This is a genomic window from Kitasatospora sp. NPDC034035 (assembly GCF_055575755.1).
This window is the reverse complement of the sequence record NZ_JBVISA010000022.1, coordinates 156,655-170,148: the sequence shown is the minus strand read 5'-3', so window position 1 is coordinate 170,148 and position 13,494 is coordinate 156,655. Positions and strand designations below refer to the sequence as shown.

14 protein-coding genes, 1 tRNA gene, 1 other RNA gene and 1 pseudogene are annotated in these 13,494 nt (G+C 70.5%); 12 read left to right on the top strand and 5 right to left on the bottom strand.

The window, feature by feature from the left end:
- Window positions 1-483: 483 nt before the first annotated feature.
- From ACZ52J_RS28505 to ACZ52J_RS28495, 3 genes are all read left to right on the top strand, one after another.
- The gene (locus ACZ52J_RS28505) at window positions 484-1,689 is read left to right on the top strand and encodes a PP2C family protein-serine/threonine phosphatase (RefSeq protein WP_465622780.1); all 1,206 of its coding nucleotides are present in this window, start codon (window positions 484-486) and stop codon (window positions 1,687-1,689) included.
- Window positions 1,690-1,844: 155 nt separating this feature from the next.
- The gene (locus tag ACZ52J_RS28500; RefSeq protein WP_465622779.1) at window positions 1,845-2,336 is read left to right on the top strand and encodes a DUF5994 family protein; all 492 of its coding nucleotides are present in this window, start codon (window positions 1,845-1,847) and stop codon (window positions 2,334-2,336) included.
- A gap of 55 nt (window positions 2,337-2,391) precedes the next feature.
- On the top strand, window positions 2,392-2,640 hold the full coding sequence (locus ACZ52J_RS28495) for a hypothetical protein (protein ID WP_465622777.1): 249 nt from the start codon (window positions 2,392-2,394) through the stop codon (window positions 2,638-2,640).
- 89 nt (window positions 2,641-2,729) lie between these two features.
- Here ACZ52J_RS28495 and ACZ52J_RS28490 read toward each other — a convergent pair whose 3' ends face one another.
- Window positions 2,730-2,897 (bottom strand): hypothetical protein, encoded by a 168-nt coding sequence (locus tag ACZ52J_RS28490; RefSeq protein WP_465622776.1) that lies wholly within the window; start codon window positions 2,895-2,897, stop codon window positions 2,730-2,732.
- Window positions 2,898-3,224: 327 nt separating this feature from the next.
- On the opposite strand from ACZ52J_RS28490, the gene ACZ52J_RS28485 reads away from it, so the two are divergent.
- On the top strand, window positions 3,225-3,476 hold the full coding sequence (locus ACZ52J_RS28485) for a hypothetical protein (RefSeq protein ID WP_465622774.1): 252 nt from the start codon (window positions 3,225-3,227) through the stop codon (window positions 3,474-3,476).
- 40 nt (window positions 3,477-3,516) lie between these two features.
- Here ACZ52J_RS28485 and ACZ52J_RS28480 read toward each other — a convergent pair whose 3' ends face one another.
- From ACZ52J_RS28480 to ACZ52J_RS28470, 3 genes and pseudogenes are all read right to left on the bottom strand, one after another.
- Window positions 3,517-4,095, bottom strand: a complete 579-nt coding sequence (locus ACZ52J_RS28480; protein ID WP_465622772.1) for a DUF5994 family protein — start codon at window positions 4,093-4,095, stop codon at window positions 3,517-3,519.
- A 226-nt stretch (window positions 4,096-4,321) separates the two neighbouring features.
- Window positions 4,322-4,408, bottom strand: a pseudogene (locus tag ACZ52J_RS28475) (transposase); the annotation flags it as partial.
- 333 nt (window positions 4,409-4,741) lie between these two features.
- A complete protein-coding gene (locus ACZ52J_RS28470; protein ID WP_465622770.1) occupies window positions 4,742-5,611 on the bottom strand; it encodes a helix-turn-helix domain-containing protein in 870 nt (289 codons plus the stop codon).
- Window positions 5,612-5,714: 103 nt separating this feature from the next.
- Here ACZ52J_RS28470 and ACZ52J_RS28465 point away from each other — a divergent pair, with 103 nt between their 5' ends.
- Both ACZ52J_RS28465 and ACZ52J_RS28460 read left to right on the top strand, forming a co-directional pair.
- Window positions 5,715-6,422 (top strand): SDR family NAD(P)-dependent oxidoreductase, encoded by a 708-nt coding sequence (locus ACZ52J_RS28465; RefSeq protein ID WP_465622768.1) that lies wholly within the window; start codon window positions 5,715-5,717, stop codon window positions 6,420-6,422.
- 98 nt (window positions 6,423-6,520) lie between these two features.
- Window positions 6,521-6,973, top strand: coding sequence for a nuclear transport factor 2 family protein (locus ACZ52J_RS28460; RefSeq protein WP_465622766.1), 453 nt, complete (start codon window positions 6,521-6,523; stop codon window positions 6,971-6,973).
- Window positions 6,974-7,292: 319 nt separating this feature from the next.
- Here ACZ52J_RS28460 and ACZ52J_RS28455 read toward each other — a convergent pair.
- A tRNA-Ser gene (locus tag ACZ52J_RS28455) sits at window positions 7,293-7,377 on the bottom strand.
- Between the two features lie 107 nt (window positions 7,378-7,484).
- Here ACZ52J_RS28455 and ffs point away from each other — a divergent pair.
- The 6 genes from ffs (at window position 7,485) to ACZ52J_RS28425 (ending at window position 13,485) form a co-directional block, all read left to right on the top strand.
- Window positions 7,485-7,581: signal recognition particle sRNA small type (gene ffs, locus ACZ52J_RS28450), an RNA gene on the top strand.
- Window positions 7,582-7,660: 79 nt separating this feature from the next.
- Entirely contained in the window at window positions 7,661-9,856 is a 2,196-nt protein-coding gene (locus ACZ52J_RS28445; protein WP_465622764.1) for a DNA polymerase III subunit gamma and tau, read from the top strand.
- Between the two features lie 141 nt (window positions 9,857-9,997).
- Entirely contained in the window at window positions 9,998-10,336 is a 339-nt protein-coding gene (locus ACZ52J_RS28440; protein ID WP_465622762.1) for a YbaB/EbfC family nucleoid-associated protein, read from the top strand.
- Between the two features lie 187 nt (window positions 10,337-10,523).
- Window positions 10,524-11,123 carry a recombination mediator RecR gene (gene recR, locus ACZ52J_RS28435; protein ID WP_360496337.1) on the top strand — a complete coding sequence of 200 codons (600 nt, stop codon included), beginning with the start codon at window positions 10,524-10,526 and terminating at the stop codon, window positions 11,121-11,123.
- Complete coding sequence (locus tag ACZ52J_RS28430; RefSeq protein WP_360496334.1) at window positions 11,116-11,772, top strand: DUF5063 domain-containing protein; 657 nt, start codon at window positions 11,116-11,118, stop codon at window positions 11,770-11,772. The genes recR and ACZ52J_RS28430 overlap by 8 nt, the downstream gene beginning before the upstream one ends.
- A 432-nt stretch (window positions 11,773-12,204) precedes the next feature.
- On the top strand, window positions 12,205-13,485 hold the full coding sequence (locus ACZ52J_RS28425) for an aspartate kinase (protein ID WP_360496331.1): 1,281 nt from the start codon (window positions 12,205-12,207) through the stop codon (window positions 13,483-13,485).
- Window positions 13,486-13,494: the final 9 nt, after the last annotated feature.

Genomic DNA, 13,494 nt, shown 5'->3' with positions numbered 1-13,494 from the left:
GACAACGGCCTGCACAACCCCAACGGGGTCGTACAGGCCGACGTCACGCAGGCCCTCACCGATTAACCAACAGCATCCGCTGAGCGGTCGGGGCCCTCGTCTGCCCTGGCGGGCGAAGGCGGAGGATACGAGATTCGAACTCGTGAGGGATTGCTCCCAATGCGCTTTCCAAATGTTCGTCCGGCCGTCCGGGGATGGCCGTAGGCGTCCTGACCAGGGGCGGGGCGTCCCGTCGGTTGGGCTCTGAACGGTGCTGGACGGGGGTGACTGCAACCGAAACTGCAACCAGGGCGGGGCTGTGCTCCGTCTGGCTCGGGGACCGTTCCGGCGGGCGACTCGTGAGGGGAGACGTGACCGGGGGCGCGATGCACTGCTGTCGGGCGTAATGGAAGGACCTGCCCCGGCGAACTGCACCGTGGTGCCAGGGTTGATCAAGGCGGTGCCGAGTGCCCAGGACGGGAGTCAGACGGCGGTGAGCAAAGGATGAGCGGTGAGCGGCCGTCCGGCGCAGCGGGACCGGACCGGTCCGAGGGGTATGGCGAACGGCTGCTGGGGGCGTTGCTCGATCAGGCACACGAGCTGCCGCCCCGGTTGATCGTTCCGTTGGTCGCCGACGCGGTACGCGGGTTCGGCGGCCGTGATCCGGCGCTCTTGCTGCAGGACTACGGCCAGCTCGTGCTGGTGCCGCTGTCGGGGAGGGGGCTGGCCACGGGAGAACCGGTGCCGATCGATGGCTCCCCCGCGGGTGCGGCCTTTCTGCGCGGTGTTCCCGTCGAGGTGTCGCAGGCTGACGGGACGCGGTTGTACCTGCCGTTGCTGGACGGTGGCGACGAGGTGGGGGTGCTGGCCCTCACGCTGGACGCCGTCGACGGGGACGATCGGCGGCTCCTGGGGCGCTTCGCCGGCCTGGTCGCGGATCTGCTGGTCACCAAGAGCGGCTACACCGACCGGATCTTCCAGGCCCGGCGCCTGGAACCGATGAGCGTGGCGGCGGAGATCCAGTGGTCTCTGCTGCCACCGCTGTCGATGACTGTCCCCCGGGTAGCCGTGGCGGGCATCCTCGAACCCGCTTACCAGGTGGCCGGTGACAGTTTCGACTACGCGCTCAACGACGACCTCCTGCACGTGGCCACGATCGACGCCATGGGCCACGGGCTGGACGCCGCCACCATGGCGACCGTCGCCATCGGCGCGTACCGGCATGCCCGGCGCGCCGACATCGGGCTGGCCGAGATCTACGCGTTCATGGACCGGGCTGTCGCCGAGCAGTTCGGGCCGGACCACTTCGTCACCGCACAGATGATGCGGCTGAACATCGCCACCGGTCACCTGCAGTGGGTCAACGCGGGGCATCCCGCGCCGCTGCTGATCCGCGACCACGTGGTGGTCGAGCGGTTGGAGAGCGCGACCACCCTGCCGGTGGGGTTCGGCGGCGAGGAGCCGGTGATCAGCGAGCGGGTACTGCGGCACGGTGACCGGGTCCTGTGCTTCACCGACGGCCTGGTCGAGGAGCGCGAGGCCGGCGGGGAGCAGTTCGGGGAGGAACAGCTCATCGACTGGGTCAACCTCGTCGAGCGTTCGCAGGAGGGGGTGCGGGCCGTGGTGCGGGCGCTCTCCCACGTCCTGAAGGAGAAGCGGGGCGGGCGCACGAGCGACGACGCCACCCTGTTCCTGATCGAGTGGCGCTGAGAACCGGCACCCCGTCAGGGCTCTCGTGACCGACCGGATCTGCCCGGCGCGGGCAGAGTACCGTGGGAGTACCGGGGCAGCCCGAGCCGCCGCTCCCAAAGGACCGGCTCTCCCTCCGCGGGCCCGGCCTGTGCCCGCAGATAGGTGGCGAGGCCATGTCGGACGAAGCGGGTGCTCCGCCTTCGGGGCTGCTTCCCGACCGGTTTCGGCAGTCCGCGAAGCCGGGGACCGTCTTGTTGCGCCTGGAGACCACAGAGTCGCGCGCGGGCTCGCTCGACGGCGCTTGGTGGCCGCGTTCGCGGAACGTCGGAGCCGAGCTGCCCGGCCTGGTCAGAGCGTTGACCGAACACCTCGGCCCCGTGGTGAGCGTCGGGCTGGACGCGGATGCCTGGGACGACGTGCCGGCCCGGCTGGTCGTCGACGGCCGATCGGTGCACATCGACCAGTACCCGGTCGGTGACGACACGGTGATCATCACCCGGGGCGACCGCGACCACTTCAGCCTGCTCGTCGTTCCCCCGCAGGCGGCCCTGGAAGCGGCCCTGGCCTCGATGGCACGCGCCGTTCAGGCCGACGACACCGACTCGGCGCGGCAGATCCTCATCGCCACCGGCATCGGATCCGGACCGCCGAGCGAAGCGTCCTGAGGAACGGCCGCATGGGCCGGACTCCTCGGGCAGGCAGGAAGGGCGGGACAGCGAGATGTCCGTCTACGTGAAACTCTCGGCCGACGCCCGGGTGCCGGCGGAGCCCTCGCAGGGGCCGCTGGACCTCCAGTACGAGGACGGCTCGGACGACGGCGTCACCTTCGAGTACGACCTGCATCCAAGCGGTGCTCTGCGTGTTCTGCGGGTCTTCGAGGACACCCCGCACCGGATCGAGGCGTGCTTCACGCCCGGAGCGTGGCTCCAGGTCGCGGGCACCTACCGGCGAAGTGGCTCCGAATACTGACGGCGATCCGCCCCGTGCGAACCGCGGGAACGCTACTCAGCCAGCGGCGCCACCTGGTTGTTCAGCGCGGGGCGCGGACCGGTGGCTGCTCAGCGGGGCGCGGACCGGCCTCCGCGCCGGATACGGACGGCGGAGAGGGCCAGCGCGACGATCAGTACGGCGATACCGATGAACAGCAGGTAGAGCAGGCCCTTGGCGACGACACCGACCAGCCCGAGCGCGATCGCCACGATGATCAGGAAGAGCACGAGTGCCACTTCGGCCTCCTTCAAGGTCTGTCCGGGGTGACCGGCGAGCCGACGGTGGGCGGGGGCCCGCACCTCACGTATGGGCGAGCGTGTCGTGGCCAAACCTGACGGCCGATTCCTCGGCGGGTGTTCGATGACGAGTTGGCGATCGGGAACGCTTTCATCCTCGGTGCCCGGTGCCCGGTGCCCAGTGGCTCTCGAACGACAGACGACCTGCTCGGAACTGCTGGTGCGACCGGCAGGCCGAGCCACAGCGCGGGCGGAGTCCACCGGTCGCGGGTGATCCACCCCGCCCATACCGTGGTGGGGGCGGGATCGTCGGCACGGGAGGCCAGGATGCGGCAGTACCGATGGATTCTGGAGACCCAGGCCGACGACGGCCACTGGTCCCGGCAGGGCGGTACTCCGATCCAGAATCCGCTGGAATACGACGGGCCGCCCCAGCGGGCGGCCAACCACCTGCGTGACGTGTTCGTACGCACCCTCTCCCGGCCCTCTCCCGGCCCCCGCGCGGTCAGGATCCGCCTCTGGGAAGGGGCCGATGCCGTCGGCGAACCCCAGGCCGAGACCGAGTGGTCACGCGAGTGACGCAGGCCCCGCCCCGGCCCGGGCGGCTCCCGTCCGCCGCCTACGCGGATGTCGGCCAGGAGGCGGCCCGGCTTCGGGCGAGACCGGCTCGCCGCTCGGCCTCGCCAAGCCCGGTGAAGGGTGTGACGGCCGACGGCAGGAAGTCGGAACGGGTGTCCGGCGCGGTCGCACCGGCGCTCGGCTCCGCGGCGAGCAACTCGCTCGCGGTCCTGGTGTTCGCGGGATCGGCGGCCTCGGCCATCAGCCGGGCGGCCTCGACGGCATCCGTCCGGGGCGGGACGACCAGCAGGTTCAGCCGGCGGGGGGCGTAGGAACAGACCATGATCATGTGCGGGTCCTGTTCGATGGTGAACCAGCCCGCGTGGACGGTGTGACCCGCGACCGGTATCCGCCGGGGGATGACGGGCCACTGCGCGGGGTTCACGGTGATCCGGGTGATCCGGCCCCACCGCTCGTCGATCTCGGCGGCCAGGGCGGGGAGTTCGAGAAGAAGATCGCGCGAGCGCGGCCACCAGGCTCCGTCCAGACGGCCGCGCCGCACGCCACTGGGCGTGAGGGAGAGCCGTGCGGTGGAATCCGTGGTGGTGGGCATCGTCGCACGATCGAGGGTCGTGGTCATGATCAAAGACCTGTCCCCGGGCCCGGCCGAGAGGTCTGGTCCGGCATTGTCGTTCGCCGCAGACGACGCCAATATCCGGTACCGGCATGCGAAGTGCCTTCGGTGATCTCCAGGCTACTCCCTGTTCGACCGAGCCCGGCATGGTCGCGGTGGTCGATCTGGTGCCCGGCACCTTCGGGCGGACGCCCCGCAGCGGGGAGGCTGTCGATCCGACGCATCCGTGGCCCAGGACCTCGCGTCGGCCCTCGGTGTTGACGCCGACGGCGACGAGGCAGTGGACATTGACGACCCGGCCGCGCTCACGGATCTTCTGGCCTTGGCGACGGTCCGGTGCGGGCCGGTACTGTCGCGTTCTCCTGCCGACCTTCCACAGGCCCGGTGGGCTGCCGCCACCGCAACCACGGCACGAAGGCCCGACCGCTGAGCGGTCGGGGCCTTCGTGCAGGCGGAGGATACGAGATTCGAACTCGTGAGGGATTGCTCCCAACACGCTTTCCAACTGTTCGCCCGGCCGTCCGGGGGTGGTCGGGAGCGTCCTGGCCTGCGGCGGAGCTGCTCGCTTGCCAAGCTTCGGACGGCGTTGGACGGGGGTGAATGCAACCAGAACTGCAACCAGGGTTTCGTCGGCGGAGGGGCGGGCCCCTGGCTACGAGCTGTGGGTGGGATCGATGGCAGCAGCTGAGATGGCCTGGATGCCGATGGTCTTGAGGAGGGCGAACTGCTCCGCGGTTGCGGTACCCGGCGCGGAGCAGACGGCGATGCGCAGGTCGCTGCCAGGGATGGTGAGGGTGTCGCAGTCCACGGTGACCGGCCCGAGGGCGGGGTGGTGGATGGTCTTGCTGTCGGTTGTGTGGAAGCCCACGGTGTGGGAGCGCCAGAGTTCGTCGAAGCGAGCGTCCTCGCGCCGCAGGTCGGCGATCAGTGATCGCAGTGGCCTGTCCCGTGGGTAGCGGGCGGTGGAGGTGCGTAGGTCGGAGACGAGCGCGGTTTCGAAGCTGGCCTGCTGCTCGGGGGTGTGGGTGACGCGGCCGGCCAGGTGTGTGAAGTGCCTCCACGCGATGTTGCGTTCTCTTCCGCGCCAGGAGGACGGGTCGCCGACCAGAGCGGCCCAGAGGGGGTTCCAGGAGATGAGGTTCCAGGCCGCGTCGTGGACGCTGAGCGGGGTGTCCTGCAGTTGGTCGAGCAGCCGTTGGACGCTCGGCGGCACGTGCTGGGAAACCTGTCCGGCGCTGGGCGGGGCCTGTCCGCCGAGGACGAACAGGTGATCCCGCTCGGTCTCCGACAGCCGCAGGGCGCGGGAAAGCGCGGACAGGACCTGGGGGGAGGGTGAATTGGCGCGGCCTCGCTCCAGCCGGACGACGTAGTCGACGGAGAGTCCGGCGAGCAGGGCTAGTTCCTCGCGGCGTAGTCCGGGTGCCCGCCTGACACCACCAGCCGGGAGTCCCGCGTCCTGGGGGCTGGTCCGGTCGCGCCATTGGCGCAGAGCTGTGCCGAGTGCTGTGTCGTCGTGAGCCACATCCCCATTGTCGGCTTCGTCGGCTGCCCCAGCCTGGTACTGCCAGGCCCCCCGCTGCCCGGGGCTCTCCCTCGATCCGCGCTGGTCATCGAGGGTGGAGTCCATGACCACCACAGTGATAACCGGAGCGAACAAGGGGCTCGGATTCGAGACGGCCCGCCGTCTCATCGAGCTGGGACACACCGTCTATGCGGGATCCCGCGACGCCCGCCGAGGTGAGGAGGCTGCAAGAGCGCTGGGCGCCCGCCCGCTGCTCATCGACGTCACCGACGACCGGTCCGTCGCAGCAGCCGCGGAAGCGGTGCGCAAGGAAGCCGGAGCCGTCGATGTGCTGGTCAACAACGCTGGCATCGCCGGTCCTGCCCTGCCGACCGAGGAGCTGACCGCCGCCGACCTGCAGCAGGTGTATGACACCAACGTGTTCGGAGCGGTGCGCACCGTGCGCGCCTTTCTGCCCCTGCTCCAGGCCGCGAACAGCCCGGCCATTGTCAACGTCAGCAGCGGCCTGGGGTCGCTCGCGGTCAATGCTGATCCTGCCGCGCATGCGTCCATCGTGCCGGCGTGGATCCCGCTCCTCGCCTACAACTCGTCCAAAGCAGCCCTGAACATGCTGACCGTCCTGTATGCGCAGCAGTACCCAGGCATCCAGGTCAACGCCGTCGATCCCGGATTCACCGCGACCGACCTGAACGGGCACCAGGGCACGCAGAGCGTGGAAGAGGGAGCTGCGGTGATCGTCGCCACGGCCACCGCCGGCCCGCACGGCCCCACCGGCACCTTCCTCGGTGCCCACGCCCCGACCCCCTGGTGACAGCGCGCACGTCGCTCGACCACCGCACCCTCGACCAACCGGCCACTCACTACCAACTACGTTCGGCCGACCGGGCCGCCGAACCCACGGAGAACATCATGACGATTGACCACGAGACCGCTCTGAACACCGCGAAGGGCTTCTTCGCCGCCTTCGAGGGCCGCGACCCGGCGGGCGTGCGAGTCCTGCTCGCGCCCCACGCCAACATCACCATCCCGCTGTCGATCGAGGGTACGCCCGGCCCCTGGTACGTCTTCGACGGTCGGGAGCACGTGATGGGCTACATCGAATCCGTCGCGGCCAAGTTCGACCACATCGCCTTCCTCGACAAGGTCTACACGGTGAGCGAGGACGCCAAGTCGGTCTTCCTACAGGCCAACGGCGACATCCTGTCCACTGCGGAGAAGCTGGTCTACCGCAACGTGTACATCTTCCGGGTCGAGATCGAGGACGCCAAGGTCGTCAAGGTGTGGGAGTACGCCAACCCCGTGGCCTACGCCAACCTCGGCATCCAGAACTCGGAAGCCGAAGCAGCCGCCCAGGCGAGCTGACGACGGTGCTGTGCCCGGAGCCTGGAACTCCGCGCACAGCAACCGCAGCTTGCCGGCGGTCGTCGGTGTCAGGGTCTCCGATCTCCTCGCCAGCAAGCGGGGAGATCCGGAAGCTGGAACGCACAGCGCCCGAGCATGCTGGTTGTGGCCGCAGGATGCCCCTGACAGCCGCCCGGGGGCGGCTCGTAGTCGGCTCCCACGTCGGGGGCCGGACATCGCCGGCCCCGTTGAGACCCCGCAGGTCCAACCGGGACCATGGAACGACGAGGGCCCCGACCGCTGAGCGGTCGGGGCCCTCGTCTGCCCTGGCGGGCGGAGGCGGAGGATACGAGATTCGAACTCGTGAGGGATTGCTCCCAACACGCTTTCCAAGCGTGCGCCCTAGGCCTCTAGGCGAATCCTCCGTGGGAGAGCTTAGTACATGTTTCGGGGTGGTCGCGACCACCTATCCCGCAGGCCGGGGGTGGGGGTGGCCTGTGGATCGTCGGGGCCGGGATCCGGTAGTGTGGGGGTCAGCCCCTCGTGTGGCGTTATCTCTCTGAACCCCCCCAGGGCCGGAAGGCAGCAAGGGTAGGAGGGCTCTGGCGGGTGCACGAGGGGTCTTTGCGTTCCCGGGGAGCCGGGGTTGCGGGGGCCGGGCAGTGAGGGGCGACGCGTTTGTCGGTCCGTCCCGATATCGTCGGGGGTGTGTCCCTAGCCCTGTACCGCCGCTACCGCCCCGAGACCTTCGCGGAGGTCATCGGGCAGGAGCACGTGACCGCTCCGCTCCAGCAGGCCCTGCGTAACAACCGGGTCAATCACGCGTACCTGTTCAGCGGGCCGCGCGGCTGTGGAAAGACGACGAGTGCGCGCATCCTGGCCCGCTGTCTGAACTGTGAGCAGGGGCCGACGCCCACGCCCTGCGGGGAGTGCCAGTCCTGCCGGGACCTCGCGACCGGCGGGCCCGGCTCGATCGACGTGATCGAGATCGACGCCGCCTCGCACGGTGGTGTGGACGACGCGCGCGAGCTGCGCGAGCGGGCGTTCTTCGCACCGGTGCACAGCCGGTACAAGATCTTCATCCTCGACGAGGCGCACATGGTGACCTCGGCCGGCTTCAACGCGCTGCTCAAGGTGGTCGAGGAGCCGCCGGAGCACCTCAAGTTCATCTTCGCGACCACCGAGCCGGAGAAGGTGATCGGGACGATCCGGTCCCGGACGCACCACTACCCGTTCCGGCTGGTCCCGCCCGGCACCCTGCGCGACTACCTGACGGACGTCTGCGGCCGCGAGGGCATCCAGGTCGAGGACACGGTGTTCCCGCTGGTGGTCCGGGCCGGGGCGGGCTCGGTGCGTGACTCGATGTCCGTCATGGACCAGCTGCTGGCCGGCGCCGCCGAGGGCGGCGTCACGTACCAGATGGCGACCTCGCTGCTCGGGTACACCGACTCCGCGCTGTTGGACGAGGTGGTGGACGCCTTCGCCGCGCACGACGGGGCGACGGTGTTCCAGGTGATCGACCGGGTGGTCGAGGGCGGGCACGACCCGCGCCGCTTCGTCACCGACCTGCTGGAGCGGCTGCGCGACCTGGTGATCCTGGCCACGGTGCCGGACGCCGGGGAGAAGGGGCTGATCGACGCCCCGGCGGACCGGGTCGCGGTGATGCAGGCGCAGGCCGACGCGTTCGGCTCGGCCGAGCTGAGCCGGGCCGCGGACATCGTCAACACCGGACTGACCGAGATGCGCGGCAACGCGGCGCCCCGGCTGCAGCTGGAGCTGATCTGCGCCCGGGTGATGCTGCCCGGCGCGTACAGCGACGAGCTGTCGCTGCAGGCGCGGCTGGACAAGCTGGAGCGGCGAGCGGCGGCGGGTGGGTTCGCCGCGCCGATGGCGGTGCCGGGAGCGGTGCCGGGAGCGGCTCCGCTGGGCGTACCGGCGGCTGCGCCGGTGGCCGAGCCCGCTGTCGAGCCCGCTGCCGTGCCCGCTGCCGTCCCCGCGATGGAGGTGCCGGCCGCGCCCGTGGCGCCGCCCGCGCCCGTGCAGGCTCCGCCGCCTCCGGCCGCGCCCGCCGGGCCCGCGCCGGGTGCCTGGCCGATCCCGCGCAGCTTCCCGCCCGCCGGTGGCGGCGCCCCCGCCCCGGCCGCTGCGGCGCCTGCCGCGCCGCAGCCGCAGGCCGCTCCGTCCCCCGCGGCCGCCCCGGTGCCCGCGCCTGCTCCGGCTCCCGCCGCGGCCCCCGCGGCGGCCGTTCCCGGCGGGCAGCCGTCGGCGGCCGCGCAGCAGGGTGCCGCGCAGGTCCGGCAGCTGTGGCCGCAGATCCTGGAGGCGGTGAAGAACCGCCGCCGCTTCACCTGGATCCTGCTCAGCCAGAACGGCCAGGTGGCCGGGTTCGACGGCAGTGTGCTCCAGGTGTCGTTCATCAATGCCGGCGCCCGGGACAGCTTCGTCGGCAGCAACAGCGACGACGTGCTGCGTGCCGCGCTGACCGACGCGCTGGGCGTGGACTGGCGGATCGAGTGCATCGTCGACCCGTCCGGCGGTGTCGGCGCCGCCCCGAGCGGTGCTCCCGGTGGCGCTCAGGGCGGTGGCGCCCAGGGTGGTGGGGGCTGGGGAGCCCCGGCCCGTCCGGCCGCCCCGCCGGCCATGGCGCCCGCGTCCGCTCCGGCGCCCGCGCCCGTGGTGGCACCTCCGCCGCTGCAGGCCCCGCCCGTGCAGTCCGCGCCGGTGCAGGCCCCGCCGCCCGCTCCGGCGCCGCAGGCCCGTCCGGTGCAGTCGGTGGCGCCGGAGGACGACATCCCGGAGGAGGACGACCCGGACCTCAAGGAGGACGCGTTCTCCGGTCAGGAGCTGATCATCCGCGAGCTGGGTGCGACGGTGCTGGAGGAGATCCACCACCGGGGGAGCTGAGCCGCCTGGGCATCCGAGCCACCCGGGCACCCGGGCAGCCGGGGCAGCTGAGTTACCGGGGCCCCTGAGCAGGACGCAGCACGTAGGCTCGGCGGTGACGAACGACTCACCGCAGACAGCCGTGACAGCAAGGAGAGAGCCGTGTTCCCCGGTGGTGGCCAGCCCAACATGCAGCAGCTGATGAAGCAGGCGCAGAAGATGCAGCAGGATCTCGCGAAGGCCCAGCAGGAGCTGGCCGAGGCGAAGGTGACCGGTACGGCGGGCGGCGGCCTGGTCGAGGCGACGGTGACCGGCGCCGGTGAGCTGGTGGCGCTGACGATCGCTCCGGCCGCGGTCGACCCGGAGGACACCGAGACCCTGGGTGACCTGATCCTGGCGGCGGTCCGCGACGCGAACCAGACCGCGCAGAAGATGCAGGCCGAGCGGATGGGCCCGCTGACCCAGGGCCTGGGCGGCGGCATCCCCGGCCTGCCGTTCTGACCCGGCTGATCTGAGCCTGCCGTCCTGAGCCCGCCGTTCCGAGCCGAGTAGGCCGAACGGGTCTGAAGTTCAGACGACAGACCTATGTGATTTATGTGGGAGTCGGGCGTCGGGCGCTGTGTCCGACGCCCGATTCGTTGGATGATGGCACCGGAGCACCACCGACCATCCGAAGGAAGGCGCGACGTTGTACGAGGGCGTGGTTCAGGACCTGATCGACGAACTGGGCAGGCTGCCCGGCGTCGGGCCCAAGAGCGCCCAGCGGATCGCCTTCCACGTGCTGCAAGCCGACCCGATCGACGTGCGTCGGCTCGCGCACACACTGCTGGAGGTCAAGGACAAGGTTCGCTTCTGCGTGGTCTGCGGCAACGTCGCGGAGGCCGAGCAGTGCCGGGTCTGCCTGGACCCCCGCCGCGACCTCGCCGTCATCTGTGTGGTCGAGGAGTCCAAGGACGTCGTCGCCATCGAGCGCACCCGTGAGTTCCGCGGCCGCTACCACGTGCTGGGCGGCGCGATCAGCCCCATCGAGGGCGTCGGCCCGGACGACCTGCGCATCCGCGAGCTGCTGTCGCGCCTCGCGGACGGCACGGTCACCGAGCTGATCCTGGCCACCGACCCCAACCTGGAGGGGGAGGCGACCGCCACCTACCTGGCCCGGCTCTGCAAGCCGATGGGCCTGAAGGTGACCCGTCTGGCGAGCGGCCTGCCCGTCGGCGGGGATCTGGAGTACGCGGACGAGGTCACCCTCGGCCGCGCCTTCGAAGGGAGACGACTGCTCGATGTCTGACCGGACGATCAACCAGCAGCACACCCACGCGCACGGCTCGGAGCCGGACGACTTCGCCGTGCAGATCGCCGACTCGGTGGAGAGCTTCGTGCTCGCCGTCACCGAGGTCGCCAAGGGCGACGAGCCGGGCAGCGCGGTGTCCCTGCTGCTCCTGGAGGTCTCGCAGCTGCTGCTGGCCGGTGGCCGGCTGGGTGCCATCGAGGACGTCGTCCCGGAGGACCGCTTCGAGCCCGACACCGGTCCGGAGCCGGACGGCGAGCAGCTGCGCGAGCGGCTGGCCGAGCTGCTCGCGCCGATCGACGTCTACCACGAGGTCTTCGACCCGTACGGCCCGGCGGAGAAGCCCAACGCCTTCCGGATCTCGGACGACCTGGCCGGCGTGGTCAGCGAGCTCCAGCACGGCCTGACGCACTACCGCGAGGGCCGGGTCAGCGAGGCGCTGTGGTGGTGGCAGTTCTCCTACCTCTCCAACTGGGGTACGACCTGCACCGCGGTGCTGCGGGCCCTGCAGTCGCTGATCGCGCACGTCCGGCTGGACAGCCCGATCGGCGCGGCGCCGGACGGGGCGGACACCGACGACGACGGGCTCACCGACGAGCAGCTGGAGCAGCAGGCGGGCGACCTGATGGCAGCCGAGCTGGGGATGTAGCGGTAAGGCCAGGGCCGCAGGGGTGAGCGGTGAGCGGCAAGCAGCAACGGCAACCGGCAACCGGTGAAGCGGTAACCGGCAACCGGCAACCGGTGAAGCGGTAACCGGTGAAGCGGGGATCGCGGTCGCGGCGCCGAGGGTGACGGATGTCGACTGTGACGGATGCCTCAGCGATCCGCCCGGAGAGGAAATCCGGCCGGGTCGCCGTCCGTGGACCCGCCGATTCTTCGGGGTCGTACCGAATCGCCCGCAGACCTGCCGGTGGAGCCACCCGTTTCGCCGATCACCTGCTGAAACAGGCGTCTCATCATATGGAAAGCGCCGGTCGGGGCACCCCTGCTCGGTAGACTGGCGCGGACCGCACACCCCCCTCCCCCCGGGGGGTACGGGGGCCTGGTGTCCCCGGAAAACGACACAAGTCGAGGAGCGCACGTGGGCCTTGTCGTGCAGAAGTACGGCGGCTCATCCGTTGCGGATGCCGAGGGCATCAAGCGCGTAGCCCGCCGAATCGTTGACGCCAAGAAGGCCGGCCATGAGGTCGTCGTCGTGGTGTCCGCGATGGGCGACACGACGGACGAGCTCATCGAACTCGCCGAGCAGGTGTCACCGCTGCCTGCCGGCCGTGAGTTCGACATGCTGCTGACCGCTGGAGAGCGCATCTCCATGGCGCTGCTGGCCATGGCGATCAAATCCCTGGGTCACGAGGCCCAGTCCTTCACGGGCAGCCAGGCCGGTGTCATCACCGACTCCGTCCACAACCGGGCGCGCATCATCGACGTGACGCCGGGTCGCATCCGCACCGCCCTGGACGAGGGCAACATCGCGATCGTGGCCGGCTTCCAGGGGGTGTCCCAGACCGGCAAGGACATCACCACGCTGGGCCGGGGCGGCTCGGACACCACCGCCGTCGCCCTCGCCGCCGCCCTCAAGGCCGAGGTCTGCGAGATCTACACCGACGTGGACGGCGTGTTCACCGCCGACCCGCGCGTGGTGAAGAAGGCCCGCAAGATCGACTGGATCGCCTACGAGGACATGCTCGAGCTGGCGTCCTCCGGCTCCAAGGTGCTGCTCGACCGCTGTGTGGAGTACGCCCGGCGCTACAACATCCCGATTCACGTACGCTCGTCCTTCTCGGGTCTCCCCGGGACGATCGTCAGCAACGACAACCCGAACAAGCCCGAAGGGGGCGAGATGGAGCAGGCCATCATCTCCGGAGTCGCCCACGACACCTCCGAGGCCAAGGTCACGGTCGTCGGCGTGCCCGACAAGCCGGGCGAGGCGGCCCGTATCTTCCGTGCCATCGCCGACGCCGAGGTCAACATCGACATGGTGGTGCAGAACGTCTCCGCCGCGTCGACCGGCCTGACCGACATCTCCTTCACCCTGCCCAAGACCGAGGGCCAGAAGGCCATCGACGCGCTCGGCCGGGTCAAGGAAGGCATCGGCTACGAGTCGCTGCGCTATGACGACGCGATCGGCAAGATCTCGCTCGTCGGCGCAGGAATGCGCTCCAACCCGGGCGTCACCGCGACCTTCTTCGAGGCGCTGTCCGCCGCGGGCGTCAACATCGAGCTGATCTCCACCTCGGAGATCCGCATCTCGGTCGTCACCCGTGCCGAGGACGTGCCGGAGGCCGTCCGCGCCGTGCACAGCGCCTTCGGCCTGGACAGCGAGACGGACGAGGCCGTCGTCTACGGAGGCACCGGGCGATGACCCGGGAGC

Coding starts and splice junctions, on each gene's coding strand:
- ACZ52J_RS28505 (WP_465622780.1), top strand. CDS start 484: ATGAGCGGTGAGCGGCCGTCCGGCGCAGCGGGACCGGACCGGTCCGAG.
- ACZ52J_RS28500 (WP_465622779.1), top strand. CDS start 1,845: ATGTCGGACGAAGCGGGTGCTCCGCCTTCGGGGCTGCTTCCCGACCGG.
- ACZ52J_RS28495 (WP_465622777.1), top strand. CDS start 2,392: ATGTCCGTCTACGTGAAACTCTCGGCCGACGCCCGGGTGCCGGCGGAG.
- ACZ52J_RS28485 (WP_465622774.1), top strand. CDS start 3,225: ATGCGGCAGTACCGATGGATTCTGGAGACCCAGGCCGACGACGGCCAC.
- ACZ52J_RS28480 (WP_465622772.1), bottom strand. CDS start 4,095: ATGACCACGACCCTCGATCGTGCGACGATGCCCACCACCACGGATTCC.
- ACZ52J_RS28465 (WP_465622768.1), top strand. CDS start 5,715: ATGACCACCACAGTGATAACCGGAGCGAACAAGGGGCTCGGATTCGAG.
- ACZ52J_RS28460 (WP_465622766.1), top strand. CDS start 6,521: ATGACGATTGACCACGAGACCGCTCTGAACACCGCGAAGGGCTTCTTC.
- ACZ52J_RS28430 (WP_360496334.1), top strand. CDS start 11,116: ATGTCTGACCGGACGATCAACCAGCAGCACACCCACGCGCACGGCTCG.